This window comes from Paraburkholderia sp. MM5384-R2 (genome assembly GCF_014201025.1).
Taxonomy (GTDB): domain Bacteria; phylum Pseudomonadota; class Gammaproteobacteria; order Burkholderiales; family Burkholderiaceae; genus Paraburkholderia; species Paraburkholderia tuberum.
Map to the genome: position 1 here is coordinate 125637 of NZ_JACHDI010000019.1, position 26163 is coordinate 151799.

Below are 26163 nucleotides of genomic sequence, written 5' to 3' on the forward strand. Positions count from 1 at the left end.
GCCATTATTCAGTATTCTGAACAGTGAATCAATCTTATCGGTCTTCTCCTGCCTGCGTCGTTTGCCTAGACTGGGGCCTTCCCTATCAGGAGACGACACGATGAATCGAGTACCCGCCTTCACTTCGACCGACGACGTCGGCCATTACATCAACGGCGAACGACTGCCTGGCCGCAGCAGCCGCTTCCAGGACGTGTTCAATCCCGCGGCCGGCCAGGCGGCGCGTCGCGTCGCGCTCGCCGACGAAGACGAAGTGCAGCAGGCGGTTGCCGCAGCGCAAGCCGCCTTTCCTGCCTGGTCAAACACGCCGCCGATCCGACGCGCGCGCGTGATGCATCGTTTCCTGCAACTGATGAACGAGCATCGCGATACGCTTGCGGCGATCATCACCGCCGAGCATGGCAAGGTGTTCTCCGACGCGCAAGGCGAAGTCGAGCGCGGCATCGACATCGTCGAATTCGCGTGCGGGATTCCGCAGCTGCTCAAGGGCGACTACACCGATCAAGTCAGCACCGGAATGGACAACTGGACGATGCGTCAGCCGCTCGGTGTGGTGGCCGGCATCACGCCGTTCAACTTCCCGTGCATGGTGCCGTGCTGGATGTTCCCGGTCGCGATCGCGGCGGGCAATACGTTCGTGCTGAAGCCGAGCGAGCGCGATCCGTCGGCCGCGCTGTTCATCGCGGATCTGCTGACGCAGGCAGGTTTGCCCGCCGGCGTGTTCAACGTCGTGCAAGGCGGCAAGCCGGCGGTCGACGCACTGCTCGACCATCCGGACGTGCAGGCCGTCAGTTTCGTCGGGTCGACGCCGATCGCGGCTTACGTGCAGCAGCGCGGCGTGCAGCAGGGTAAGCGCGTGCAGGCGCTCGGCGGCGCGAAGAATCATCTCGTTGTGATGCCCGATGCCAATCTCGATCAGGCGGTCGATGCGCTGATCGGCGCCGCCTACGGTTCAGCCGGCGAGCGCTGCATGGCGATCAGCGTCGCCGTGCTGGTCGGCGACGTCGCTGACCGCATCGTGCCCGCACTGGCCGAACGCGCACGAAATCTCGTCATTGGTGACGGCATGTCGTCCGAAGTCGAAATGGGGCCGATTGTCACCGGCGAAGCGCTGCAGCGCATCGAGGGTTACATCGAGCAAGGCGTGAAGGAAGGCGCACAACTGGTCGTCGACGGACGCGGCATTCGCGTGCCGGGCCGCGAAACGGGCTTCTTTACCGGCGGAACGCTGTTCGATCACGTGACGCCCGGCATGCGGATCTACAAGGAAGAAATCTTCGGACCGGTGCTGGCCTGCGTTCGTGTGAAGGATTTTGGCGAGGCGGTGAACCTCATCAACGCGCATGAGTTCGGCAACGGCGTTTCCTGCTACACCAGCGACGGCGGCATCGCGCGCGAATTCGCGCGGCGTATTCAGGTCGGCATGGTCGGCATCAATGTGCCGATTCCGGTGCCGATGGCATGGCACGGGTTCGGCGGTTGGAAGAAGAGTCTGTTCGGCGATATGCACGCCTACGGCGAAGAAGGCGTGAGGTTCTATACGCGGCAGAAGTCGATCATGCAGCGTTGGTCGTCGAGCATTGGCAAGGGTGCTGAATTCGCGATGCCGACCGCCAAATAAGCAAGGTGATGTCCCGGTGCGTAGAACGTCGTTGCAGGTACTCGCCGTGCAGCGACGACCGGGCTCACCGACCTCGAACGGAGCGAGCTGGGATCGGCAGCGCTACAGTCTGCCAATCCCCCGAATGAATTGGCTTGGGGCGGGCTGCTCTCTTCAGTCGACGAGACAGCCTGCTTCTGTAAGTTGACGGAAGGATACGGTTTCGGCCTCTGCCGGTCATACCCGACGACGGTTGAACTATGGCTCCCATTCGAAGAGGCTGGTTCTACCGATTACTCGAGGTCCGCATCGATTTGTATCGGTTGCGTATCGTTCGGGCAAACGATCTTGGTCGCCATTGACGCGACCACCGCTCATTGTAGTTCGTGATCCGTGCGGTGCCCGAAAATGGCACGGCGTTGTTCAAGCGCCTGCCGCGCGGCATCGAATTGACCGAGGCAGGGCTCGCATATCTGCCGGTCGTCCACGAAGCGATCGAGCGACTCGCTGCCGCCACCGACGAAATTTTCGGGCAAGGGCACCTGAAAATACTGACCGTGCGTGTAAGCCTCGTGTTTTTCACGCACTGGCTCTCATGGCGTCTGCCGGATTTCCGCAAGCGGTATCCGAACGTCAATCTGCGCATCACGAGCAATATCTGGGGAGGCGACAGCAGTGTCACCGACGTCGAGGCCGATCTGGAGATCCGCTACGGCCACGGGAAATGGGGCGGCTTGCGTGCCGAACGACTGACCTGGGACACGCTGTTGCCAGTGTGTGCTCCCGGGTTGCCTTCTCCCAAAGCGCCTCTCTCCTCGCCGAAGGATCTCGCGTATCACGAACTTCTCCACGTGCTGGGCTACGAGGAGGGGTGGGGATACTGGCTCAAAAGAGCCGGTGCATCGAAAATCGACTCGTCGAAGGGGATGCAATTCGATACGCTGATTTCTGCACTGAAGGCCGCTGAACTCGGCCAGGGCGTTGCACTCGCGCGGTCATCTCTCGTCGAACACATGCTGGTTTCCGGACAACTGATTGCGCCGCTAAAACCCCGCCTTCCTACTAGTGAGGCGTTCTACCTAGTCTACTCCCAGCACAGCATTGTTAACCCTCATGCGGCTGCGTTCGTCGCATGGTTAAACGCACAGGCGCAGGAAGCGCACGCGCGACACTGACTTTGGGGTGGGCTCGCGTATCCGGGGCAGAGCGCGATGGCGCGGCCCGCAACCTCCTCCTCGATTGCTTTATCCATAAAAAAAATAGACCCACCATCGTTTTTTTTATTGCTTTACCCACTACGGCTTCTGGCCGAAAGTTGCCTCCACCCAGTTTGACCGCCATCCAACGCGCATCTCAACGCGTAAGGCTGGCAGTAACGGGGTTTACCCACAACATGATGATGGAAGGTCGCGCGATGCGACTAGTTTGGAGGCGACTCGGTAGATTATGGGAAAGAACAAGCAATTGCCGTTCAGCGGCGTGAAAGTTGTCGATTTCGGCCAATACATTGCGGGGCCCGCTGTCGCCATGATCCTCGCGGATCTTGGTGCCACCGTCATTCATGTTGACCCGCCTGGTGGGCCGCTTTGGGATAGTCCGGCCAATGCGGTACTGAACCGTAACAAGTATTGCTTGCGGCTCGACCTGAAGGCCGAGAAGGGGCTGGAAGAAGCTAAGAGTCTCATCCGACATGCGGACATCGTTATCGAGAATTTCCGGCCTGGCGTAATGGCGCGGCTGGGCCTCGATTTCGCGAAGCTGCGTGAAGAACGCCCACAACTGATCACGCTTTCCATGCCGGGGTTCGCGAGCAACGACTCATTGCGTCGCGAATGGCGTGCCTTCGAGCCGATTATCGCCGCCGCTTCGGGCGTCTTCTCGGACATGGGGCAGAACCGCGTACTGATGGGAATCAACCCAAGTTTCTCGCCTTTGCCGCTTGCGTCCGCCTACGGCACCATGCTGGCCGTCTCTGCAGTCGCGCTAGCGTTGCAGGCGCGGCAGCGGACTGGAATGGGCGATGAAGTCGAAGTACCTCTGGCTTCGGCGGTGATGGAAGGGCTCTCCTACAATTCGATTCATATCGACGGCTATCCCGAGCGATACAAGACGCTGCGTGAAAAGGAAATCGAGCGCCGACGCTCGAATGATCTTCCGATGGATCTGTCGTACGAAGCGCTTCAAGAGTATCTGGATCCGTTCTACCGCACATACGAGTGTGCCGACGGTCGCAAGTTTTACGCGGTGTGTCCATCGCATCGCTCGCATGCGCGGCGTTGCCTGCAGGCGATGGGGCTCTATGAGGAAATGCTGGCGGCCGGATTGCCGAGGGTCGATGATCCGTACTTGCCGATTGCCGAATGGGAGGGGGATGCATCGTTAGGGGTCTATCCGTTGCCCGAGCATTGGGCCAAGCGTATTTCTGCGCGCATGACGGAGGTCTTCCGCACGAAAACCGCAGCCGAGTGGGAAAAGATTTTTGGCGAGGGCGGCTTCCCTGGAGCAGCTCACCGTACCACGCAGGAGTGGCTGCACGATGAGCATGCCAATGCTGCTGGGTTGATCGTGAATGTCGACGATCTCGAGTACGGCACGATGAAGCAGCCCGGACCGGTTGCGTGGCTCGAAGACTGTGCAGAATCCATGCTCTCGCCGAAGTCCCGCTGTCCGGTGACCTTCCCGGATGCGCTGGCCATTCTCGATGAACAGCCGAGTGCCGAACTGCCGCCTCCGTCGCAGACGGGCGCGCAGGGCTGGCTCGACGGGGTGCGCGTTCTCGACCTGACCAACGTGATTGCCGGGCCGCATTCGACGTCGTTTCTCGGCCGGTTCGGTGCCGATGTCATCAAACTCGACCCGGTCGCGCCGAATTACGACCCGTGGAATACCGTGGTCTTCGGGATGTCTTCTGCCCGTGGAAAACGCAGCGTGCTCGTCGATCTGAATCACCCGGATGGGCGCGAGGTGTTCAATCGCGTTGCCCGGTCTGTGGACGTGATCGTGATGAACGCTCCTGATCGTCAACTGGTGCCGCTGGGGCTCGACGAAGCAAGCCTGCGTGCCGTCAATCCTGGTCTGATCTTCTGTCAGCTCGACTGCTTTGGCGGGCCGCGACGCGGGCCGCGGACCGACTATCTCGGCTACGACGATCTGATCCAGGCATGTACGGGAATCATGGTGCGATTCGGCGGCGGCATGCAGACGCCGGAGGAACATGCTCACGTCGGAACTATCGACGTCATGTGCGGATTCGCGGCGGCACTGGGTGTCGCGGCCGCACTGTATCGCAAGGCCAAAACGGGTGAAGTCGGGCGAGCCAGAACCTCCCTCGCGGCGCTTGGCAATCTGGTACAGATTCCGTTCGCGTACGACTATGCGAACCGCGGCCCGTTCGACGAGCCGTCCGGCCGTGACGTACGCGGCGCTGGCGCGCTGTCGCGCTTCTTCCGCGCCGCGGACAACTGGATCTATGTGGACACCAGCGAAAGCGAGCTGGATAAGCTGGATCGGGTAGACGGTCTGAACGGGATCGCCGCCGCCGAAGATCCGGCCGCGTTTCTTGCGTCCGTCCTCGACACCGCCTCCGCCGAAACCTGGCAAACCCGCTTGCAGGCCGCCGATATCGCTGCGGCGGTCCCGGACAACATCGTCAATTTGCGCCGGCACAATAGCAGGCCCGGCGACGATCGTCCCGGTATCGACAACGGCAGCTATTCGTTCAGCGTCTATGCGGACCATCCGAGCGGCCGCTGTGTCACGCAGCTCGATCCCTTTGCGATTCGTCCACGCAACGCACGGATTCGTGCGTTGCTACCGGCTGAGAAATTCGGTGCGTCGACCCACGCTGTCCTGCACGAGTTTGGCTATAGCGATACGGAGATCGAGATGCGCGCAGCGCGACATGCGATCGGCGATAGCTGGTCCGAAGAGTATTTGCCTAGCTAGTAGGCGGGGTTCTACGTGGGGCAGCATAAGTATATTTATCGTCTTTTCAAGTCTGCTGCTTATCACCATGGAATGGTTGCGGTCTAGATCCGTAGTAAAGCAGACATCAACCTGACGTTGTCTACATTTGCTCGCATCGGATTTACTTTCCGAGCGGCAGAGCGACCGAAACAGACAGTAATCGATATGCACGGATGCCAGGAGGCAAGATGTCGGCAGGAAAAATAAACGGAACCCGCTCGAAGCAGTCGGTGGGCGAGTTCGACTATATTGTGGTCGGGGCAGGTACAGCAGGTTGCGTGCTCGCAAGTCGTTTGAGCGAAGATGAAGACGTGTCCGTACTGCTGATCGAGGCGGGTGGAAAGGATGACTACCATTGGATTCATATCCCGGTAGGTTATCTCTACTGCATTGGAAATCCACGGACCGATTGGCTTTACAAGACGTGTGACGAGGCAGGGCTGAACGGCAGGGCGTTGGCCTATCCGCGAGGTCGAGTCCTTGGCGGCTGCTCGTCGATCAACGGCATGATCTACATGCGCGGTCAGAGTGAGGACTACGACGAATGGGCACGCATAGCGGGCGATTCGTCATGGCGGTGGGAGTCTGTCCTCGAGACGTTCAAGAAGAGCGAGGACTTCCATGGTGGTGCAAGTGGTGCTCACGGTGCTGGCGGCCCGTGGTGCGTGGAGAAGCAGCGGTTGAAATGGGACATTCTCGAGACATTTTCGCAAGCCGCGCAACAGACAGGCATACCAGCGACGGACGATTTCAATAGAGGCAACAACACCGGAGTCGGGTATTTCGACGTCAATCAAAAACACGGCGTCCGGTGGAATGCTTCGAAAGCCTATCTTCGACCTGCGGCAAAGCGCGGGAACCTGACGATTCTCACGAATGCGCAGACACGACGACTGATGTTCGAGAATAACCAGTGTACCGGAATCGAGTTCCGTCTCGGCGACGAGCCGCGTGTGGAAAGAGCCCGGCGTGAAGTGATTCTCTGTGCAGGGGCCGTCAATTCTCCCCAATTGCTGGAATTGTCGGGAATCGGAAGTGCCGATCGCTTGGCAAAGAATGGAATCGATGTGGTCAAGGATCTTCGGGGTGTTGGCGAGAATCTGCAGGATCATTTGCAGTTGCGCATGGCATTCAAGGTGGAGGGCGTACGGACATTGAACACCCTCAGCGCTCACTGGTGGGGCAAACTGAAGATCGGCCTCGAATATGGAGTATTCAGAAGTGGGCCGATGGCGATGGCGCCGTCGCAGCTCGGCGTGTTTGCAAAGTCAGATCCGAATGATGGAACGCTGACGCGACCTGACGTTCAGTACCATGTACAGCCGCTGTCACTCGAGCGGTTCGGAGAACCGTTGCATCCGTTCGACGCGTTCACCGCGTCAGTTTGTCAGTTGCGGCCGTCGTCGCGGGGCAGCGTGCACATCACGTCGAGTGATCCAGCGATGGCACCGAGAATTGCGCCCAACTATCTTTCGACCGAGGAGGACCGTCATGTCGCGGCAAACGCGCTGCGGCTGACCCGGCGCATTGTGTCGGCGTCCGCACTTGAGCGGTTTCGGCCACAGGAAATTCTCCCTGGAATTCAATTCCAGACCGAAGAAGAATTGCGGCGTGCGGCAGGCGACGTGGGAACAACAATCTTTCATCCGGTCGGAACCTGCCGAATGGGTATGGCGGACGATCCGGACTCCGTTGTCGATTCCCGTCTTCGCGTGCACGGTGTGAACGGCTTGCGGGTGGTCGATGCTTCGATCATGCCGACGATCACATCGGGTAACACCAACTCGCCAACATTGATGATCGCAGAGCGCGCTAGTGAGATGATTCGCATGGATAGAAAGCGCGCAGTTAATTAAGACGGTGAGGCATATGCATGGCGTTGTTGACGTGAGCATAAGCCCGAACGCGAATCTAACGCGATTGGAAATAGGAGGTGCGTGTGTTCAAGGGAATTCTGATTGAGAAGGATGAGGCAGGTTGCCACGCAACACTGAAGGACATCGACGAGTCGCAATTGCCCGACGGAGATGTAACCATACGCGTGAGTCATTCGACGCTCAACTATAAGGATGGGCTCGCCATAACGAGCCGCGGTCCAGTAGTACGAAAATTTCCGATGGTGCCGGGCATCGACTTGGTCGGTGTTGTGGAGCACAGCCGTCATGTCGAATATCAGGCAGGCGATCAGGTTCTACTCAACGGCTGGGGCGTCGGCGAGCAGCATTGGGGAGGTCTTGCGCAGAAGGCCTGCCTGAATGGTGACTGGCTCGTGCCGTTGCCCGCGCAATTCACACCTCAGCAGGCCATGGCGATCGGTACGGCGGGGTACACCGCAATGTTGTGCGTGCTTGCCCTGGAGCGCCTCGGAGTGACTCCCGGCAAGGGGGAGATCGTGGTGACTGCCGCTGCTGGCGGGGTAGGCAGCGTCGCGATCGCGGTGCTCTCGAAACTTGGCTATACCGTGGTTGGTGTCACGGGTCGCCTGGAGGAGGCCGACTACGTGATGCGACTAGGCGCCGCCCAGGTGCTCGATCGGCGAGAGTTCTCTTCGCCCGGCAAACCTTTGGCACGTGAGCGTTGGGCTGGCGCAGTCGATGTCGTCGGCAGCCATACCCTGGCCAACATTTGTGCCGGCACCCGGTATCGCGGAGTCGTTGCAGCCTGCGGCCTGGCTGGCGGAATGGACTTCCCGGCCACAGTGGCCCCGTTCATCCTGCGTGGCGTGACGTTGGTCGGTATTGACAGTGTTTTGTGCACACGCGCTGACCGCTTACTTGCATGGAAGCGTCTCGGGACTGACCTCGACATATCGAAGCTCTCTCTGATTTTCAATGAGATTGGCCTTGCCGAGGTAGTCCCGTTGGCCACGAAGCTGCTCGACGGTCAGTTGCGTGGGCGGGTCGTCGTCAATGTGAACGCCTGAGTACCGGAGTGTGCGACCCACCTAGTCATAAAAAAAACATACCCACCCTCGTTTTTTTTATTGCTTTACCGGTTTCTGGATCTGCCCGAAAGTGAGTCATGGAGTCACCGTCGCCGTTAAATGTGTCGCTGCATTGGTGGTCGATGGAACAGGGATAGACAGCAAAACGATCGACGGTCATGCAAAACGATGGATCGGGAGACGAGACGATAAATGATGGAACAAAGCAAAGCGCGCCCGTTGAGCGGCATCAACGTGATCGATTCTGGTCGGTACATTGCGGACCCCCGCAGTCGCCAAGATCCTTGCGGATCTTGGTGCGACCGTCGTGCATTTCGAACCTCTTGGTGGTCCGCGCTGGTCCAGTCCGGCGAATGGCGTGCGTTCGAAACGATCGTCGCGTCTGCGTCGGACATATTCACCGGTGTGAGCCAGAACTGCGTCGACGGGTATCAGCCCGAGTTCTTTGCCGTTGCCGCTTGTCCCTGCATACCCGGACGATGAGATCGACGGGCTGGTTGCATGGCGCGCAATTGGTGAGCGCTGGTCCGAAGAGTATTTGCCGAGATAGCCCCCTTTATCGTACGCGGAAATGATCCGTGTAGCTCGGAAGTGATCGCGATCAGAGGTTGTCGCGGTCCAGACCGATGCTTCGCTTTCTGATGCGCTGTACCGGTTATATGCCTCATGCGGAAGGAGAACTGGCCGCGTACAGGTTGCGCGTTAGCGAACGGTGCGTCGACATCGCCCCCTATATCAAAAGACTTGGAGACAAACATGCAGCAGACTACTTCACCCATTTCACGAGCGCGACCGAAGGCCCGTCTGACAGTCGAGCGGCGTTCAATCGATTATGTACCGTTGTCCGAACGGCATGGGAAGGTTTGGCACCTGGGGCCGATTTGGTTCTCTGGCAACGCGCAGATCGCGACGCTTGCAGTGGGAGCGATCGGCAGCGCCATGGGCGCCAACCTTCTGTGCACTGCGCTCGCGGTAGTGCTTGGTTCCGCGCTGGGTTCGTTTTTCATGGCATTCCATTCGACCCAAGGTCCGCAACTCGGCCTGCCACAGATGATCCAGTCGCGTCCCCAGTTCGGCTACATGGGGGCGCTTCTCGTGTGGGTCGTTGCGTTTATTACCTACGTTGGTTACAACGCATTCAATCAGGTGCTTGCCGGTGATACGGTTCATCACTTGATCCATGCCGGCGCCAAAGGCAGCCTGGTCATATTCACCGTGCTGGCGCTTACGGTCGCTTTCCTCGGACACGACTTGATACATAAGGCACAGCAATGGCTTGCCGCGGCGATGATCGTCGTGCTGACGGTGTTTTGTGCGGGCTTGATATTCTGCGTCCACTTCGACGCATCGCAATTCAGTCTGAGTGGTTTCAGGACGATCCCATTCTTCGCGCAACTTTTCGCAGCGGCAGCCTATCAATTGAGCTGGTCAATCTACGTGTCTGATTATTCGCGTTATTTGCCGGCGAACGTTGGTGTCCGTGCGTCGTTCTGGTGGACCTATCTCGGCGCATTCATAGGCGGCACCTGGATGATGCTCGTCGGCACGGCGGCCGCCGCGATGTATGGGAAGCTCGATATTTCAGCAGCGGTCCAAGTCGTGGGCGACTCGATCTATCCGGGGCTCGGCACGGTGACCCTCGTGTTGTCGTTGGCGACGCTGTTGACGATGACGAGCCTGAACTTCTACGGGGCGTCGCTCACGCTGCTGAGCATTGCTGATTCGTTCCGACCGTCGCGTCCCACCACAACGACCCGTTTCGTCAGCCTTGCGATTGTCGCTGTCTCGGCGACGCTCATTGCACTGGGCGCGTCGGGTGATTTCATGGCGAAATTCGGCGACTTCCTTGGCATCCTCCTGTATCTGTTCACCCCGTGGACCGCCATCAACCTTGTCGACTTCTACCTTGTGCGCAAGACCACTTATTCGGTCAGGGAAATCTTTAACTCGAATGGAATGTACGGGCGGTGGAACTGGCGCGGGCTGACGGCGTACTTCGTGGGATTTACAGCGATGATTCCGTTCTTCTCGAACGGAATCTATACCGGTCCGGTCGCACGTCTCCTTGGAGGCACGGATGTCGGCATGATCGTCGGACTTGTGGTGTCGGCGGGTATCTACTACTGGACATGCCAGTCATTGGATATGGAGTCTGAACGAATTCGAGCTCACGCGGCAGATATTGGGCTTGATGCTTATTGATATTTCCGCAAATCATGACAACCGTTGAGCGTCTCAAGGGGTAGTCGTACCTTTCGTGCAAAATCTGGCGCTTCGCTCCGAAAAGCAGTGACTTTTCAATAGTTTGCTAGATCCAGCTGGGCGTAACGGACGCGGAAACGGCAAGCCTTACTGGGCGCGACTCTCCGGGAGACTACCGCCAGATTTTGCACGGGCAGGACGAATACCCCGAAATCCGGACTTTACCCGGTTCCCGCATCCGTTATGGAAGTTCCAGTCCTGGCGTGGCTTGCAGACAAACTCCACGGCCCTCGAAAACCCGCAACCAGTTGGATATCTGACTGGTTGGCGCGGCTACTTCGGTTTCTGCGAAACGCCGAGTGTTCTTCAGCGACTGGATGAATGGGTACGTCGTCGCATCCGCTGCTTCTTCTGGAAGCAGTGGCGACGCGGCCGTACCCGCTTCCGGGAGTTGCTGGCGCGCGGTGTCGATCGGAATCTTGCCGCCCAGACTGCAGGATCCCCGCACAACGCCTGGCGGCTGAGTAATAGCCCCGCGTTGCAACGGGCACTGACCAATCGCCTTCTGCGATCGCTTGGTCTTCCATCGTTGAATATCTAAGCCGGGCAACCGATCCGAACCGCCGTGTACGGACCCGTACGCACGGTGGTGTGGGAGGGGGCGGGCCGTGAGGCCTGCCCCTATCCCGATTCCGTCTTTTGCCATCGACATCGACTGCATCTTCAGGGTAAATGGGGCAACGGTCAGCGTGGCAATGGCATACATTGAGCGCGATGCGTTAGAACCTTGCCCGTTGCGATGTTGCGGCGTTCGATCACGAACGAAGTTCTGACCTCGTTCAAGGACACAATTCGAATACCCGATACCTGCATCAGCCAGAGGCGACATTCCCGAACTGTATCAACTCTCTTCCGGTGTCATTTGGGATGTTGTATTCGCTGGGCGATGTGGCATAGTGCCGCTCATCATCTAATACAAAGGAAAGTAACCTATGGCAACGCTGGAATCCATTCAGGAAGAAATCGCAAAACTTCAGGCCCAGGCGGCAGCGGTCGCAACGAAAGATTCCGCCAAGGTTATCGCGAAGATCCGAGGTCTGATGGATCAGCACGCTTTGACCATTGCTGATATCGAAGCATCTGTGGGCAAGCGTCGCGGTCGAAAACCCGGCGTGAATTCGCCGGCGAAGCGGGAGGCATCGGCTGCGAAATACGCTGACCCAAAGACGGGCGCCACGTGGACTGGCCACGGTCGGGCACCGGCTTGGCTAGCGAACGCGAAAGACCGCAACAAGTTCCTGATTACCGGTACTGCTGCGAAGTCAGCGTCGACTGCACAGAAAGCGCCGAACGCCGGGAAGTCCGTCCGGGCGCCCCAGACTCCGATGTATCAGGATCCCAAAACAGGCGCGACGTGGAGCGGTCGGGGTCGGGCACCGGCGTGGATCGCCAGCGCAAAGGACCGGACGAAGTTCCTGATCGCGACAACCTCGAAGCCCGCAGGTGCTCCGAAGGCGAGCACAGGCAAAGCAGTCCTTTCCAGCAAGACGGCTGCGAAGAAGGCAATAGGCAGGAAGACGACAGCCACAAAGCCGGCCGCCAGGAAGGTTTCTGCAAAAAAAGCCGCTGCACCAGCGCAGAAAAGCACGCCGAAGAGTGTTGGAAAAGCCAGGCCACCTGTATCGCGAAAGCCCCTTGCGGCGAAAAGCACCGTGAAGTCGGCGGCTCCGGTCGAAGCCGTTGCACCGCAAGCGGCGCCAGAGGTCGCGGGTACGTCTGCCGAGGCATAAGTATCAGAGGACGGGCTGCAAGAACGTCTTCGCAGCCCGGTCCCGTGTTTGCGCAGCCGTGCGGCCCTTTGGCACGGCCGGCATGTCCGTCTCTGATACAACCCTGGCAGTTGCTTCCTGATGAACGATGTGGCGCGAGGCTCGCAACAGGAATGCTGAGGGCTCGCGGCCTACAGAATCCTGAGGTTGCGAATCTTTCCGATTGCCGGCGACCGCTGGATGATCAGGTTGGTGATGTACTCGGGCAGTAACGCACGCGGAACGTTGGCAGGCACATCGCTCACGAGCTGCGAGGGGACCTGAACAATGAACTGGTCCGGGGATGAAGCAAGGCTGTGTTCGTAACTGACGCGCATATCCATGTTTTTTCGTTCGGGCGACGTGTTCAACAGTGCCTTCAGCGTACACAGGCGCTGGAGGGGCAGGGCTCCGCAGGCAGTGTAACGTGGTCAGCCATTGAGAAGCCATTATTAACGGTTGCCGGTCCCGCGGTTGTGTGCGCTCCGCGCACTGCCGGCAAGCAGCGAGGTTTGACGATCGCGAGTCCTCTCCGCGGGCGGATCCGCTTACGGGCGAACCTCGCGCATGGCGCGGTCGATGTCTGTGCCCGGTGCACCTGAGCCAAAAGGTTACCGTGCCAGCTGGACGTGGCTATTGGCGGCCCGGGTGTCGCGCGCTGCTGCCTGATAGGAAAGCCTGTCCAGGTGATCACTCGCGCGGACAAGAATCTCCATACGGGTGACGCAGATCTGCCGGTCGTACTCGTTAATCACGTCAATGAGACCATCGATTAACGTTTCAGAAACATTCCAGATCCCGGTGTTATCGGCCTCGGCGAGGGCATCTTCCAGACCGCGCTTAACGGCTTCAAGGACCTCGATATCAAGCTTTCCGTGTCCTGCCTGGACGACAAACCGCACGATAAGCGTGACCTGCGAGACCAGATTGATCAGCGGTCGGTCCGCCTCGCCATTGCGCAAACGCTCCAGCGCGATGCGCGCGCGCAGCACCAGATCCGAGGCTTCCTTCCGCGGCATGGGGAGTAACCGCGCTTTTGAATGTGCTGCCGCCGACGGCTGAAGTAGTGAACGGTGTCTTTTCTTGTTCGGCATGTCCGGGATCGGGCAATTCAGTTCAACGGCACATATTGGGACGGTTTCCCTGCAATCAAGAGTCACAGGCAGATTTAACGTCCCTCATCGAACTGTTCCCTGAGGGCAGACGGCCTCAACTGAATTGCCTGTGGGCGGCGACAGTGGCTTTGTCCGGACAAAGCCACTGTCGCCGCCCATTCATACACTCAACGGGCTCTCCATTGCCGAAGCCGCATGATGTGCCGCGCATCGGCCCCCCCCCCGGGAGAAGCACACCATCCCAATTCAAGTCGCTTACAGGAGACAAAGCATGGCCCATCTCGTCGCGCTTTACAAAAAACCATCCGATGAAAAGCCGTTAGATGACTATTACGCGTCGACCCATGCTCCACTGGCGAAGACACTGCCGGGCCTGAAAAGCTATGAGATCAGCGCGGGGCCGGTGGCGATGGCGCAAGGCGACTCGCCTTACCATCTCGTCGCCATGCTTGGCTTCGATTCGATCGACGTCATCAAGTCAGCGCCTGGCTCACCCGAAGGTCAGGCGACCGCGGCGGATCTGGGAGATTTCGCGCAAGCGGGCGTCGATCTTCTGATCTTCGATACGAAAGTTGCGTAGTCCCGCCTCACTGTGCTGGCTGCGTTCTCCCGGGTAGCCAGCACAGGCGTCTCCAGGCAGCGGAGCGGACCCCTAGCCTGCATTTACGGTCGCATCCTCAAATCGATTGGCGGTGTCCCGCGCCCGGACGCCAATAAGCAATCTCATGACAGCTTGTGCTCCTCGCCCGGACGGCTCTCCCGAACGATTCCATGCCCCGGCACCTTTGCCGCGGATGAGCGCCGATGGCTGATTCGGCGCCGGCAGGGGCCGGCTATGCGCGCACGATCGTGGGCGCAACGTCGCGCAAAGCGCGCTTCAGCTAGCGTAACCGATGCAGACGACCAGTCGGGCGGCGATGCCGCGCAATTGCGCCTCAACTGTTGCGGCCGCCGACGCCTTTGGGTCTTTCATCGACAGCGCCACGCGGATGCCGTCGGAGACGGTCGCCAGTTCCCAGGGGCCGTCTGTCGATGTTAGTGACGAGTCCCAGGCGACCGTCCCGATCGACGGTAACAAGGCTGAGATGACCGATCTCGAGACCGGTACCTTCTGTCAGGTTGAGCAGGGGCGAGGCCACGCGCTGCTCCTCGATAGCGTCCTGCAGGGACAACGTGATGGCCTCGCCGATGACGCCGGCGACGCGCAGATGACGCCGAGCGTAGGCCTCAACCGGCCCGAAAGACACCCGCGTTTTGTCACGATAAGTGTCGTTCATAGGGACGGCTTATCTTGATTTCGAGCGGTGATTATCGCCTGACAGGATTTTCCGCGGCTTCCTCCTCGTCGCGCGGTCATGCTGCGCGCCAGTACCACTCCCCACTGTAGCCCGGCTCTCCCTCTCGCGGTCGCCGAGATGGCCAAAAGAAGCGGCCAAACGCGCCGCTGGAGTCAGCGGTCATGGCGTCGCATCGTAATTCCATCGAGTTTGCACACCGCCTGGGTCGTCACACGTCACCCGTGCCGGGCTGGCAGGGTAAAGCGTGGCGGGCGGCGAGAATCGGTTTCCGCCGCCGCTTTGCGCCGCAGTGACCGAGGCTGCCGGCCCTGGGTTACGGCAAACACGTGTAACTGCGAGCGCTCCATTTTGAGGACTTTCGACGGAACGTTGGTCACTAGGGGCTGTTTACATTCGATGAAATGTGTTTACATCTTGTCTTTTGCGCGAGCAGGCCAAGATGATTCGAACGTTATTGAGCGATGAAGTATGGGCACGAATCGAATCCGTCTTGCGGGGCAAGGAAGGCGATCCAGGTCGAACGGCGACCGACAATCGTTGGTTTGTCGAAGCTGTCCTCTGGATCGGCCGGACCGGCTGCCCGTGGCGCGATTTGCCGAAGGCGTTCGGCCGATGCCATACGGTGTACATGCGTTTCTCCAGGTGGCGTCGCAAGGGTGTGTGGGAACGCGTGATCCACGCCGTGGCCGACGAAACCGAGATCAAGCATGTGTTGATCGATTCGACCATCGTGCGCGCACACCAGCATTCGTCCGGAGCTCGAAAAAAAACGGTCCGCAAGCGCTCGGTCGCTCGCGAGGCGGACTGACCACCACGTTGCACCTGGCCGTTGATGACGCCGGACGCCCCCTGCGGTTGATTGCCACCGAGGGACAAGTTCCGATATTACGTGCGCGAATGAACTGGTTGAGCATTTGCGCACCGGTGCGGTCATCGCTGACAAGGGCTACGATTCGAACGCCTTTGTGGAGAACATCCGCGCTACGCGTGCGAAGGCCGTGATCCCACCGCGTTCGAATCGAAAGACCAAGCGTCGCTATAGCCGCGTGCTGTATCGGACCCGGAACATCGTCGAACGCTTTTTCAGTCGTATCAAACATTTTCGTCGTGTCGCCACTCGCTACGACAAACTGGCAGGGAACTATCTCGCCTTCGCTTCGCTTGCCTGTGCCTTTGGACCGCTCGTAAGAATGTGAACAGAACCTAGGCATTCAGCCACGCAATACCGAGGCACCCTTAGCGATGTACTCCTGCAGCAAATGATGAGCGATGGCAAACGGCTTGGGCGCCGACAGCCTGCTTGAGTGGGTTCCCGTGAGCATCGCGGCGACTTCAGCGCGGGTGAACCAGCGCGCGTCTTCGAGTTCCACCGTGTCGACAACGATGTCAGTATCGCTCGCCTGCGCAAAGCAGCCGATCATCAATGATGAAGGAAACGGCCACGGCTGCGACGCGAAGTAGGCAACCTGTGCACACTTCACACAAGCTTCCTCCAACACTTCCCGGCGCACGGCGTCTTCGAAGGTCTCGCCCGGTTCAACAAAACCAGCAAGCGCGGAGTACATTCCCGGTGCGAAATGCCGTTGGCGTCCCAGCAGACACCGTTCGCCATCGATCACCAACATGATCACGACGGGATCTACCCGCGGGAAATGGCGTGCGCCGCAAACATCGCAGATGCGTTGCCAGCCGGCCGCCACGACGCGGCTTGCGGAGCCGCAGTTTGCGCAGAAGGAGTGGCGGCGGTGCCAGTCGAGCATCGACTTCGCTTCGCCCAGTATTCCGAGCATCCCAGTGGAAACGAGGCCCTGCAGCGCGATCGAGCGAAGGTCGATGCGCTCGTGGACTACACCTCCAGATGGGTCTTCTGGCGCGAGGCCGAACGTGAAGCCGAGCGCGAAGCGTCCCCTGCCGTCGCTATCTACCCCAAGGAATACGCTACCGAGGGGCTGGCCAAAAGCAGCCGTTTCGCGCGCGAGGAACCAGGGCTCGTGCTCTCTGCCGCGCTTGAGTAGGGGGACGTCGCCGTCGAAGACGAGAAAGCGCGCTGCCGGGTCGCTGCGCAGCCGCTCGATGAGGACGCCGTCGTCCCGCTTGTCGGAGCGGCGATCGAGAGGGTTGAAGTTAAAGCCGATGGACGCGGAAGGAGCGGTCATTACGATCATTGACGCATGGGCAGAGGGTTTGCAAGTATGGCATGGCGTCCTTCCCGGTGGGATGAGCCATGCGGTCATCCGGGGGCGCGCTGATTTGCGTCGCGGCGAGCAGTGTCGTGCAGGACGCCACATGCGAGGAGCCGGATCTAATGCGAGTCGGCGCAACAACTGTCCCTCGTGTGTAAGACCTCGCTGTTGCCTGTGTTCCGGACACAGACGCGCCGGCCGAAACCGCCGGAATTCCGGTGGTGGCGCTGAGGAGTAAACTCGAGAAGGGAAATGACGCGCCGGCTAATGGCGCATAGGAGTAGCCATGAACCATGACATTCTGAGGGCGATTATTTTAATGGTGCCCGTGGTGATGTTGATTGTCGTCGTTTATACGGGATGGCATCGACGACAGTGAAGGATGCCCCGGACGCCATGGTCCGTTGGACATGCGATCCACCCTTGTGGAAATCGATTTGCGCCTGCTCTGTTGGATCCTCTGAGCCGAGCGCGGCGTTGCCGGATCGAGAAGTGTTGCTTGTCGCGTATTTCCTTCGATCTACGGGCGAGTGCGCGCGCGATCGAACAGTTCTTTGCCGCCTGGCCCGCCCCCACCGAAAAAGCCCGGGCGCTGGTGGTCGCGAGCGCGCCGGTCGTGACGCGCACGCTGGATGCGCCGAACGACTATGAGGGGCCGCAGACCTGGCTCGCGCTGCAGGAGTCGCCCGTCACCCGGCGCACCTACCGCAAGGAGGCCGAGCGCCTGATCCCGTGGGCGATCGTCGAGCGCGGCCGCGCCCTGCCGTCGCTGACGACTGAAGATGCGATCGCCTACTGCGCGTTTCTTCGCCATCCATCGCCGCGCGGACGCTGGGTCGGACCCGTGCGTCCGCGTACGTCACCTGACTGGCGGCGGTTCAACGGCAACCTGTCGAACCGCTCGGCCGCGCATGCGCTATCTCCTCTGCGCCCTGTTTCGCTGGCTCGTCGAGCAGCGCTACGTGCTCGCCATGCGTGGCGGCCATGGCGCAAACGACGCTCGATGCGTCGCATGCGTTCACGGAAGGCGAATGGGCGCTCGTACGGACCATCGCCGACGGACTTGCGTATCCGGATGCGAACGCTTCCGCCGCAATGACACACGTACGTTTTCCGAACGACTTCCGCGCTTTCAGCATGCACAAAAATCAACGCAAACTTCCGGCGTGCATGGGTCAACCGCCTCGGCACCTAGAAGGGCAAGTCCTCGGCCTTAAGGCCGATGAAGGAGCATTCGCCGCCGACAATCAGATGGCCGGTTGCGGGGTGGAACTGACGCCTGAACGGCCCACCGAAAACGCATGTGAACGGCGGCTTGCGGCCGACTACCGCCCGATGCGTGGCGCGACGCGGTCGGACGCCCTCTGGCGATCTCCCGACCTCGCCGCGAGCCGCGGCATCGGCTACTCGGCTCATACGCGCCACCCGTATCGTCTTCGTATCGGGCGTGTCAGCGTCGTACGCGCTGGCAAGCGGATTGCGGCACGTGTGCGCCGCCAAAGGGAAGAAGCTATTGCCGCTGTTTGACGGCGAAAGGCTGATGACCTTAGAGGGATGTCAGGCCACCACCGTCTCGGTGGCCGACAGTCATGGTACTCGGGGGTGAACTATGAGCGAGCGCGACGGTGGCCAAGGTGGGCAGCCAACGGGCGGGCAGTCCCGTGCAGCGGGCTCGAAGGCAGGTAGCTCTTGGCGCGGCCGAGCGCCGAACAGTTTCTACGGCGGCAACTGGCCGAGTACTACAGGCGGCACGTCTGGCGGCAACCGTGGGAGCGCAGCACGCTCCGGCGGGAAGAGGTAAGCAAAGGATTTGACGCAAATTGCCCAGTGTGGCGGGCGGGCGCTGCGATTAAGTGCGACCGACGTTTGCAGCGGAGACGCTCCTCACCAGTGCTGCGCGACACCGCATCGTCTCGGTTGTTGTATGCCGGCCAAGCGAGGTAGTACGGACGGAGCGCTGCGTGACGTCATCGACAAGCGTGCTGCATTCATCAGATGTCGAGGCAGCGCGAAGTGCCGCCGGATCAGGCCGAAGCATGAGAGGAAACCCCGTGTGCGATGTTGCGCAGCGTAGTCAAATCGGGCAGCCTTTCGGAACTTGCGGACGGGACGTTTCAGGAGGCTGGGTGAACGTGGGGGCCTGCTGCTATTTCAACGCACGACATGGCAGATGACATCCGCCGTCACGCCCCAAGCCTACATTGCGTTCGCCCGAGAGCTGTGCGATGCGGTAGGGTGCGGTTTCACTAACCGAACAGGGCAGTCCATGAAAAACAGGAACTGAATCCGGCTCGGATAATGGGGGGAAAGCAATGCGGCGGGTGGTAGTCCGGCGATCGCCGGTGCATGGGAAAGGAGTGTTCGCGCTGCGGACGCTGAAAGCGGGGGAGCGCGTGTTGGAATACAGGGGTGAGGTGATTTCCTGGCGACGGGCCGCCCGCGCAGCACCGGCGAGACGGCATCGAGGGACACACGTTCTTTTTCGGGCTGGAGGACGGCCGGGTGATCGACGGCAGCCGCGGGGGCAACAGCGCGCGCTGGCTGAATCACTGCTGCTCGGCGAACTGCGAGGCAGTTGAGGAGGCGGGGCGCGTGTTCAACCACGCGATCCGGGACATTACGGCTGGCGGCGAACTCTTTATCGATTACCGACTGGAGACGGACGAGCCACTTGATGGTGACCTGTGTCGGTACTACGCGTGCCTGTGCGGTGGTGCCGCCGCACCATGCTCGGGCCCGGGAAGCGAGCGTTACCCGGGACGGGCCGGGTCATGCAGACGCTGGCAAAGTCCCGGAGCACAGCTCGTCCGGAGTGGAGCGCAAACGGCTGGCCCCTGTCGCTTGCGCTGCCGGAATTGCCCGCAATGGGTGGACAGTCAACAAGGCAGGTGTCTGGCTGTGCTTCAAGGCCTGCGGTGCAACCAGTCCCGCATCGGATGGGTGTCCAGCCAGCGGAGTTGCCGGCTCCTGTGATGTTCACGTCGGTAGTGCTCCGTCACGAGGATGGCAGCCATGATCAGAACGATCACTCCCAGCATGATTCCCGAAATTGATTCGGCCATGGCGGCCTCCTGTCGAGTCGCAAACATGCTTACAGTTTAGGTGATGCGCCGACGCGTCGGGTACTCTACCCGTTCCTTCTTGCTGCCGCCTCCTGCCGCCTTGCGCAGCCCAAACCGGGAAGGATGCGAAGAGGCTGCCACGAGCATGGGCGCGTTGATGACCCGGGTTTAGCGCTGCTTGTCCTACTCGGCAAACGGCGGCGCGACCAGGGGCAGCCTGGTCTGCCGAACGGTGATCTTGTCATCATCGCCGATCGGTTCCACATGGCATCCTCCTCGACCGACCACATTCGGCTTCGCTCGTTACGCAGACTGAAATCTGGAGGTTCGAGTATCGATTCGGCCCTGACATGTGCGTTCGACGCTCTCATAAGGGCGAATTCCTGCCGTCCCGATGGCAGATCCGCGTGTGACTTCATAGGACCTCCGGCGCAAAGGCGCAAACGATTTGCCCGGCGCCATTACGTGCCGCCGCATCGCCAAGGCGCCCGATGCGGTTAGCGATGTCACGACGGACTGCAGGAGGAAAGCCTCAGCGTTCCAGTGTCCGCGCTCCTGCAAAAGCTCGCCTTACCGGTTCATTTAATACCGGATGACGCAACTAACCGTCATGGTCGCCTGGTCCGCCCCTCCAACGTCGAGACCGTTTCGCAATGACGGAGCCGCACACACCGACTGTTACCGCAGTGCCGCGACAGCGCTGCTGGTCGCTGGACGATTTTCCGTCTGTCACGCTCCGGCAGCCCGCGCTGGCCGGGAAAACGGAGGGGGCGGGCGCTACCTTGGGCACGTGCGTGGCGCGTTTGCGTTCGGACCGCCCGTTGCCGTACGTTGCGGGTCTGGCCAACAACAACCGATCGAACATGAATAAACAGGAACTGATTGACGCGGTCGCAGCCCGCACCGGCGACACCAGGGCCGCCACCGGCGAAGTCATCGATGCAGTGCCAGGCGCCATCACGCGCGCGGCCGCCGCCCGCAGCGTCAACGCGTTGATGACGGCGACCTACCGGGAGATTGGCCGGGTCGAAGCTCTGCTTGCGACCGCGCTTTGCTCTCTTGCGACCGCGCGGGTTTTCCGGAATGTTGGGAACCATGCCCCGGTTGAAAATGGCCTTGCGGTTGGCCCGGCAGTCGTAGACGCCGTCCAGACTGACGCGCGCGCCTTTCAGGTCCATGCCGATGGCGCGCGCCATCTGGCTCAGTCTGGGCAGCGCGTCACGCAGCAGGGGCGATTCGTTGCGGTTGCCCGCAGCGGCGACGAACGGCGCGATGACGTTGCAGCCACGATCGCAGAAGGCCACCACCTTGTCGCCTTTCAGATGTTTATGACCGCTGTAACCGAGATTGTCACCGCCTTTTTTCGCCGCCGTCGTCGTGCCATCGCCGTGAATGACGCCAGATCGAGCAACTGATCCTTATGAAGCTTGCCGACCGAGCCCGCAAAGATGGCGTCCATGCAACCCGCCGCCTGCCAGCGCCGCATCGCGCGGTAGATGCGGGTGTGGTGAATTTCAGGACGACCCAGGCAATCCTTATCGATCGGCAGTGCCTTTCACTGGCATCCCATATAAAGCACCTGCAGAACGTAGTTGAATATCCTGTGCAAACTTAGCTGCGGCGGCGGCCCGCGCCGACCACGGATCAGGTGGGGCAAGACAAATTCTTCAAACTGCGCAAGGCTCAGTCTCACCGGAATCGCTTGCCAGCGGTGCTTTCCATCCATTCAGGGCATCCATAAATCTGGACTTTAACCGATCCGGCGCCCAATAGACGATCATCCAGTTCCTGCAAGGCTCGCACACAAATTCGATCACTAGAAAAAACGCGCAACCAGTTGTTCGCCTTCGGCGCTCAAGGTCGATGTGAAGCGCGCGGCCATGAATGCGGCTTCGCGCACGGTGCTCGTGTCGGGCAGTTCGAAGTACGGGACGGTCGGGCTGTATAAGGTCGCGGCGCTCGATGCGTTCGATCTGATCGTGACCGACAACGGGCTCGCGCCGGGCGCCGCTGTTGCAATCCGGCTGGCTGGCGTCGAGCTGGCGCTCGCTCAGGACGGCTAGCGGGCGGGGCAACCAGCGCCGCGCCGGATCGATAGCATGCCGACGCCCCGCACACAGAACTCAGGATTTCCATGGCCACGTGGGATAGATACGTCGGCTGGTCTCAACGCTATCCCGGCCTTCGCCGCTTTGCTGGTCGTTGCGGCGTCATCTGCGCCGATACGTGCTAGTAGCGGCAAGCGCCCGAGCACGTCATTCGTTGCGGCAAGTTCGCGCACCGTCTTGTGTAGCCTCATGCCAAGGGTGCGTCCGATACTTCGTCGCACGCGGCGTGTTGCACCGACTGGCTCGCAACGCGCTTCCATTGCATATACCGAGCAGCTGATCGACCGCGGCGCGCTCAGCTTGCATAAATTGTGCCCACAGCGAAACGCGGGCCAGCCACTCGTTGGCACCGGTCTCTAACCGGCTGCGGATTCGAATGCGCAAGTCCTGCGGGGTGGCAGCCCGACAGCACAGCCCGCTTTCCGTTTCGCTCGTCTCGACCTGCCGCCGGCGGGCTCATGAACTGCGTGACCGTCTCCGGCGGATGTTCGGGCAGCCAGCGCGCCATCTCGATCTCCCGAGGCAGAATCTGTTCGCAACCTCACGGGTTTCAACGTGACCTACGGAATTACCCGGATGCAAAAAGTATCAGTCATTCGTTTATTTTAAGTAGTGAAAAACCGCGGATGGGACTAACGTATGTAGCAGTCGTGGCGCAGTCGGTAGCATTAAAAGAGCAAAGCCGGTTCAGGAGACAGACAGATGCAAGCCGTTCAGGGTCTCAAAGCTTGCCAATGTGGAATTTGCAACTATTGCCTTGCAATGCGAAACGAGGCTCGTCGTCTGACCATCGCCAAACCGGATCTGGAATGGGTTGCAGTGCCGCGCGATGAATCGTTCAAAGTCTGCTCGCATGGGTATCCGTACCGCACCGTGCGCTGGCATTTCCATCCTGAATACGAAATTCACCTGATCACGTCGACAGCGGGCAAGTATTTCGTCGGCGATTTCATCGGCGACTTCGAGCCCGGCAATCTCGTGATGACCGAAACAAAGCTGCCGCACAATTGGGTCAGCAATGTGCCGCCGGGCGAACGGGTCGACGAGCGCTGCCTGATCCTGCAATTCGATGCCGAATTCGTCGCGCGCGCCGTTGCCGTTTTTCCTGAGCTGAAACGGGTGGAGCCCTTGCTCGAGGCGTCATGCTGGGGCGTGCTGTTCGCACCGGAAACGGGCGCGGCTGCTGAACCCGTCATGCGCGAGATGCTCGGCGCGCAGGGTATCCGGCGCATCACGCTATTCGTCGCACTGCTCGATCTGCTCGTGCAAAGCAACGGGGCGGTGAAAGTCGCCAGCGCCGCCTACCGCGCGGATGCGGCGCACTACGCAGAGACGCGCATCAATAATGTGCTCTCGTACATCGGCAGGAATCTGTCGCAGGAACTGCGAGAAAGCGAACTGGCGCAACTCGCCGGGCAAAGCGCGAGCGCATTTTCTCGCTACTTCCGCCGGCACACCGGCGTGCCGTTCGTGCAGTACGTCAACCGGCTTCGCATCGATCTCGCGTGTCAACTGCTGATGTCGGGCGAACTGAGCATCACGGATATTTGCTATCAGGTCGGCTTCAACAATCTGTCGAATTTCAACCGACAATTCCTGCTGCCGAAAGGCATGTCACGGTCGCAATGGCGCGCCTGGCGGAAGCTCGGTACAGCGAGTGCGAACGAGCCTCGCGACGCGGTTCATGCGGTGGAAGCAGTCGGCTAGTACGGTCAAGAAGTTGGCAAAGCACGACGCGAATGCGCAGTATCACCGTGGAGATCTTGTCCTCTGATCCCGCGCAGTCGCGTTTCCGGATGGTGTTCATTTCGGAACCCACGGCGCTTGAGGCGAAACATCGATTCAACGGATTTCACCCGCACTTCAACAAGAAAGGCATGGCGCGCTGCCGAATCACGGAAGCTCCCGGACTGAAATTTTTCTAAAAACGGAGACAAGCGATGACCAGACATTCGAATCAATTGCTCTGCGCCGGCGCGCTGAGCCTCAGCCTGCTGGGCGGCACTACGGCATTTGCCGCGCCGAGCGCCACGGTTGCTTTTCTGATGCCCGACCAGGCGTCGACGCGTTACGAACAACATGACTTTCCTGGCTTCAAAGCCGAAATGGGCAAGCTCTGTCCGGACTGCAAGGTCCTTTATCAAAACGCCAACGCGGATGTGTCGACGCAGCAGCAGCAGTTCAATTCGGTGATTGCGCAAGGGGCAAAGGTGATCGTGCTCGATCCGGTGGACTCGACGGCGGCTGCCTCGCTGGTGCACATGGCACAGAGCCAGGGCATCAAGGTGATCGCCTATGACCGTCCCGTGCCCTCGACGCCCGCCGACTACTACGTGTCGTTCGACAACGAAGGCATCGGCAAGGCGATCGCCGAATCGCTCGTTCAGCACCTTAAAGAGACCAACGTGCCGACCAGCAAGGGCGGCGTGCTCGAAGTCAATGGTTCCCCAACCGACGCGGCAGCGGGCCTGATCAAGAAGGGCATCCACGCCGGCTTGCAGGGCAGCGGTTACAAGACGCTGGCCGAATACGACACGCCCGACTGGGCGCCGCCGAAAGCCCAGCAATGGGTCAGCGGGCAGATCACGCGCTTCGGGCCGCAGATCGTCGGTGTCGTGGCCGCGAACGACGGCACGGGCGGCGGCGCGATCGCAGCCTTCAAGGCAGCCGGCGTGAACCCGGTGCCGCCCGTGACGGGCAACGATGCGACGCTGGCGGGACTTCAGCTCATCATCGCGGGCGACCAGTACAACACGATCCTGAAGCCAAGCGAAATCGTGGCGGCCGCAGCGGCGAAGGTGGCCGTCGGCTTTCTCAACGGCCAGGCACCGAAAGCCGAGACGAAGCTCTTCAACACGCCGACCCAGCTCTTTAAGCCGGCGGTGATCACCGCGAAGAATCTGAAGGCCGAAGTCGTCGACAAGGGCTTTGCGAGCGGCAAGGATCTGTGCACGGGCCGCTACGCCGACGGCTGCAAGAAGCTGGGCATCGCGGACTGAAACGGCGCTGCGTCTGACGGGGTCCGGGTGCGGGTGGATCCCGCTACTCACGATGAGGTATCTGTCAAATGACTGACGACTCCACAACGCGGTCCACGCCCGGCGAGGTGGTGCTGAGCCTGCGCGGCGTCTCGAAGCACTTCGGAGCGGTTTCGGCGCTGACGGATATCGCGCTCGACGTGCGCGCGGGCGAAGTCGTTGCGCTGGTCGGCGATAACGGTGCGGGCAAATCGACGCTCGTGAAAGTGCTCGCGGGTGTCCATCAGCCGAGCACCGGCACGATCACGTTCGGCGGCCGGCAGGTGACGCTGTCCAATCCCGCCGCGGCGCTTGATCTCGGCATCGCGACGGTATTCCAGGATCTCGCGCTATGCGAAAACCTCGATGTCGTCGCGAACATCTATCTCGGGCGCGAACTGAGTCCGCTGCGTCTCGACGAAGTCGCGATGGAGGTGAAGGCCTGGACGTTGCTGAACGAATTGTCGGCCCGCATCCCGAGCGTGCGCGATGTGGTCGCGTCGCTGTCGGGCGGTCAGCGGCAGACCGTCGCGATCGCGCGCTCGCTGTTGCTAGACCCGAAGCTGATCATGCTCGATGAGCCAACGGCGGCGCTCGGCGTCGCGCAGACCGCCGAGGTGCTCAACCTGATCGAGCGCGTGCGCGACCGCGGCCACGCCGTGATCATGATCAGCCACAACATGGAAGACGTGCGCGCCGTGGCCGATCGAATCGTCGTGCTGCGGCTGGGCCGCAACAATGGCATTTTCTATCCCGATTCGTCGAATCAGGAACTGGTGGCCGCGATCACGGGTGCCACTGAGAACGCGGTCTCGCGTCGCGCGGACCGTCGCCAGGCTCAACCGCGCATCTGAACCGAG

The 26163-nt window shown here is 60.5% G+C and carries 19 protein-coding genes and 5 pseudogenes; 18 read left to right on the forward strand and 6 right to left on the reverse strand.

Annotated elements, in window-relative coordinates:
* Nucleotides 1-100 precede the first annotated feature (100 nt).
* The 8 genes from HDG37_RS26550 (at nt 101) to HDG37_RS26585 (ending at nt 12502) form a co-directional block, all read left to right on the forward strand.
* Nucleotides 101-1621 (forward strand): CoA-acylating methylmalonate-semialdehyde dehydrogenase, encoded by a 1521-nt coding sequence (locus tag HDG37_RS26550; protein WP_184052610.1) that lies wholly within the window; start codon nt 101-103, stop codon nt 1619-1621.
* Nucleotides 1622-2019: 398 nt separating this feature from the next.
* Entirely contained in the window at nt 2020-2775 is a 756-nt protein-coding gene (locus HDG37_RS26555; protein ID WP_260335034.1) for a LysR substrate-binding domain-containing protein, read from the forward strand.
* Between the two features lie 289 nt (nt 2776-3064).
* On the forward strand, nt 3065-5545 hold the full coding sequence (locus HDG37_RS26560) for a CoA transferase (RefSeq protein ID WP_260335035.1): 2481 nt from the start codon (nt 3065-3067) through the stop codon (nt 5543-5545).
* 209 nt (nt 5546-5754) lie between these two features.
* On the forward strand, nt 5755-7422 hold the full coding sequence (locus HDG37_RS26565; protein WP_184052614.1) for a GMC family oxidoreductase: 1668 nt from the start codon (nt 5755-5757) through the stop codon (nt 7420-7422).
* Nucleotides 7423-7505: 83 nt separating this feature from the next.
* Nucleotides 7506-8489 (forward strand): MDR family oxidoreductase, encoded by a 984-nt coding sequence (locus HDG37_RS26570; protein ID WP_184052616.1) that lies wholly within the window; start codon nt 7506-7508, stop codon nt 8487-8489.
* Between the two features lie 777 nt (nt 8490-9266).
* The gene (locus tag HDG37_RS26575) at nt 9267-10712 is read left to right on the forward strand and encodes a cytosine permease (protein WP_184052618.1); all 1446 of its coding nucleotides are present in this window, start codon (nt 9267-9269) and stop codon (nt 10710-10712) included.
* 268 nt (nt 10713-10980) lie between these two features.
* Nucleotides 10981-11313, forward strand: a complete 333-nt coding sequence (locus tag HDG37_RS26580; protein ID WP_260335036.1) for a group II intron maturase-specific domain-containing protein — start codon at nt 10981-10983, stop codon at nt 11311-11313.
* A 391-nt stretch (nt 11314-11704) separates the two neighbouring features.
* Nucleotides 11705-12502: an H-NS family nucleoid-associated regulatory protein gene (locus tag HDG37_RS26585; protein ID WP_090812440.1), complete on the forward strand. Its 798-nt coding sequence runs from the start codon at nt 11705-11707 to the stop codon at nt 12500-12502.
* A 170-nt stretch (nt 12503-12672) separates the two neighbouring features.
* Here the strand turns inward: HDG37_RS26585 and HDG37_RS26590 are convergent, their stop codons facing one another.
* Together HDG37_RS26590 and HDG37_RS26595 are read right to left on the reverse strand one after the other, a co-directional pair.
* Nucleotides 12673-12864, reverse strand: coding sequence for a hypothetical protein (locus HDG37_RS26590; RefSeq protein ID WP_090812439.1), 192 nt, complete (start codon nt 12862-12864; stop codon nt 12673-12675).
* Nucleotides 12865-13131: 267 nt separating this feature from the next.
* The gene (locus HDG37_RS26595; RefSeq protein WP_260335037.1) at nt 13132-13614 is read right to left on the reverse strand and encodes a hypothetical protein; all 483 of its coding nucleotides are present in this window, start codon (nt 13612-13614) and stop codon (nt 13132-13134) included.
* Between the two features lie 292 nt (nt 13615-13906).
* Here HDG37_RS26595 and HDG37_RS26600 point away from each other — a divergent pair, with 292 nt between their 5' ends.
* Complete coding sequence (locus HDG37_RS26600) at nt 13907-14215, forward strand: EthD family reductase (RefSeq protein WP_090812437.1); 309 nt, start codon at nt 13907-13909, stop codon at nt 14213-14215.
* 355 nt (nt 14216-14570) lie between these two features.
* Here HDG37_RS26600 and HDG37_RS26605 read toward each other — a convergent pair whose 3' ends face one another.
* Nucleotides 14571-14912 carry a hypothetical protein gene (locus HDG37_RS26605; RefSeq protein ID WP_184052620.1) on the reverse strand — a complete coding sequence of 114 codons (342 nt, stop codon included), beginning with the start codon at nt 14910-14912 and terminating at the stop codon, nt 14571-14573.
* Between the two features lie 460 nt (nt 14913-15372).
* On the opposite strand from HDG37_RS26605, the pseudogene HDG37_RS26610 reads away from it, so the two are divergent.
* Nucleotides 15373-16129: pseudogene (locus HDG37_RS26610) on the forward strand (IS5 family transposase).
* A gap of 15 nt (nt 16130-16144) precedes the next feature.
* On the opposite strand, the gene nudC reads toward HDG37_RS26610, so the two are convergent.
* Nucleotides 16145-17089, reverse strand: a complete 945-nt coding sequence (nudC, locus tag HDG37_RS26615; RefSeq protein ID WP_090812635.1) for an NAD(+) diphosphatase — start codon at nt 17087-17089, stop codon at nt 16145-16147.
* A gap of 559 nt (nt 17090-17648) precedes the next feature.
* Here nudC and HDG37_RS26620 point away from each other — a divergent pair.
* Together HDG37_RS26620 and HDG37_RS39515 are read left to right on the forward strand one after the other, a co-directional pair.
* Nucleotides 17649-18241, forward strand: a pseudogene (locus HDG37_RS26620) (integrase); the annotation flags it as partial.
* Between the two features lie 1187 nt (nt 18242-19428).
* Nucleotides 19429-19846 (forward strand): annotated as a pseudogene (locus HDG37_RS39515) (SET domain-containing protein); the annotation flags it as partial.
* A 173-nt stretch (nt 19847-20019) separates the two neighbouring features.
* Here HDG37_RS39515 and HDG37_RS26635 read toward each other — a convergent pair.
* Nucleotides 20020-20178, reverse strand: a complete 159-nt coding sequence (locus HDG37_RS26635) for a hypothetical protein (RefSeq protein ID WP_167368858.1) — start codon at nt 20176-20178, stop codon at nt 20020-20022.
* A gap of 863 nt (nt 20179-21041) precedes the next feature.
* Between HDG37_RS26635 and HDG37_RS26640 the strand changes: the two are divergent.
* Nucleotides 21042-21146 (forward strand): annotated as a pseudogene (locus tag HDG37_RS26640) (DNA-binding protein); the annotation flags it as partial.
* Nucleotides 21147-21733: 587 nt separating this feature from the next.
* On the opposite strand, the gene HDG37_RS39520 reads toward HDG37_RS26640, so the two are convergent.
* Entirely contained in the window at nt 21734-21904 is a 171-nt protein-coding gene (locus HDG37_RS39520) for a hypothetical protein (RefSeq protein WP_167368857.1), read from the reverse strand.
* Nucleotides 21905-22028: 124 nt separating this feature from the next.
* Here HDG37_RS39520 and HDG37_RS26650 point away from each other — a divergent pair.
* From HDG37_RS26650 to HDG37_RS26670, 5 genes and pseudogenes are all read left to right on the forward strand, one after another.
* Nucleotides 22029-22241: pseudogene (locus HDG37_RS26650) on the forward strand (DeoR/GlpR transcriptional regulator); the annotation flags it as partial.
* Nucleotides 22242-23048: 807 nt separating this feature from the next.
* The gene (locus tag HDG37_RS26655; RefSeq protein ID WP_184052622.1) at nt 23049-23993 is read left to right on the forward strand and encodes an AraC family transcriptional regulator; all 945 of its coding nucleotides are present in this window, start codon (nt 23049-23051) and stop codon (nt 23991-23993) included.
* A gap of 32 nt (nt 23994-24025) precedes the next feature.
* Nucleotides 24026-24211 (forward strand): hypothetical protein, encoded by a 186-nt coding sequence (locus HDG37_RS26660; protein WP_090812432.1) that lies wholly within the window; start codon nt 24026-24028, stop codon nt 24209-24211.
* Between the two features lie 15 nt (nt 24212-24226).
* On the forward strand, nt 24227-25285 hold the full coding sequence (locus HDG37_RS26665) for a sugar ABC transporter substrate-binding protein (protein ID WP_184052624.1): 1059 nt from the start codon (nt 24227-24229) through the stop codon (nt 25283-25285).
* A 68-nt stretch (nt 25286-25353) separates the two neighbouring features.
* Nucleotides 25354-26157: an ATP-binding cassette domain-containing protein gene (locus tag HDG37_RS26670; RefSeq protein ID WP_090812430.1), complete on the forward strand. Its 804-nt coding sequence runs from the start codon at nt 25354-25356 to the stop codon at nt 26155-26157.
* Nucleotides 26158-26163 lie beyond the last annotated feature (6 nt).

Bases quoted from the DNA above. Each gene is read 5' to 3' on its own strand.
- HDG37_RS26660 (WP_090812432.1), top strand. From the start codon at position 24,026: ATGCGCAGTATCACCGTGGAGATCTTGTCCTCTGATCCCGCGCAGTCG.
- HDG37_RS26665 (WP_184052624.1), top strand. From the start codon at position 24,227: ATGACCAGACATTCGAATCAATTGCTCTGCGCCGGCGCGCTGAGCCTC.
- HDG37_RS26590 (WP_090812439.1), bottom strand. From the start codon at position 12,864: ATGGATATGCGCGTCAGTTACGAACACAGCCTTGCTTCATCCCCGGAC.
- HDG37_RS26565 (WP_184052614.1), top strand. From the start codon at position 5,755: ATGTCGGCAGGAAAAATAAACGGAACCCGCTCGAAGCAGTCGGTGGGC.
- HDG37_RS26605 (WP_184052620.1), bottom strand. From the start codon at position 14,912: ATGAACGACACTTATCGTGACAAAACGCGGGTGTCTTTCGGGCCGGTT.
- HDG37_RS26595 (WP_260335037.1), bottom strand. From the start codon at position 13,614: ATGCCGAACAAGAAAAGACACCGTTCACTACTTCAGCCGTCGGCGGCA.
- HDG37_RS26670 (WP_090812430.1), top strand. From the start codon at position 25,354: ATGACTGACGACTCCACAACGCGGTCCACGCCCGGCGAGGTGGTGCTG.
- HDG37_RS26600 (WP_090812437.1), top strand. From the start codon at position 13,907: ATGGCCCATCTCGTCGCGCTTTACAAAAAACCATCCGATGAAAAGCCG.
- HDG37_RS26655 (WP_184052622.1), top strand. From the start codon at position 23,049: ATGCGAAACGAGGCTCGTCGTCTGACCATCGCCAAACCGGATCTGGAA.
- HDG37_RS26585 (WP_090812440.1), top strand. From the start codon at position 11,705: ATGGCAACGCTGGAATCCATTCAGGAAGAAATCGCAAAACTTCAGGCC.
- HDG37_RS26575 (WP_184052618.1), top strand. From the start codon at position 9,267: ATGCAGCAGACTACTTCACCCATTTCACGAGCGCGACCGAAGGCCCGT.
- HDG37_RS39520 (WP_167368857.1), bottom strand. From the start codon at position 21,904: ATGGATGGAAAGCACCGCTGGCAAGCGATTCCGGTGAGACTGAGCCTT.
- nudC (WP_090812635.1), bottom strand. From the start codon at position 17,089: ATGACCGCTCCTTCCGCGTCCATCGGCTTTAACTTCAACCCTCTCGAT.
- HDG37_RS26635 (WP_167368858.1), bottom strand. From the start codon at position 20,178: ATGGCCGAATCAATTTCGGGAATCATGCTGGGAGTGATCGTTCTGATC.
- HDG37_RS26550 (WP_184052610.1), top strand. From the start codon at position 101: ATGAATCGAGTACCCGCCTTCACTTCGACCGACGACGTCGGCCATTAC.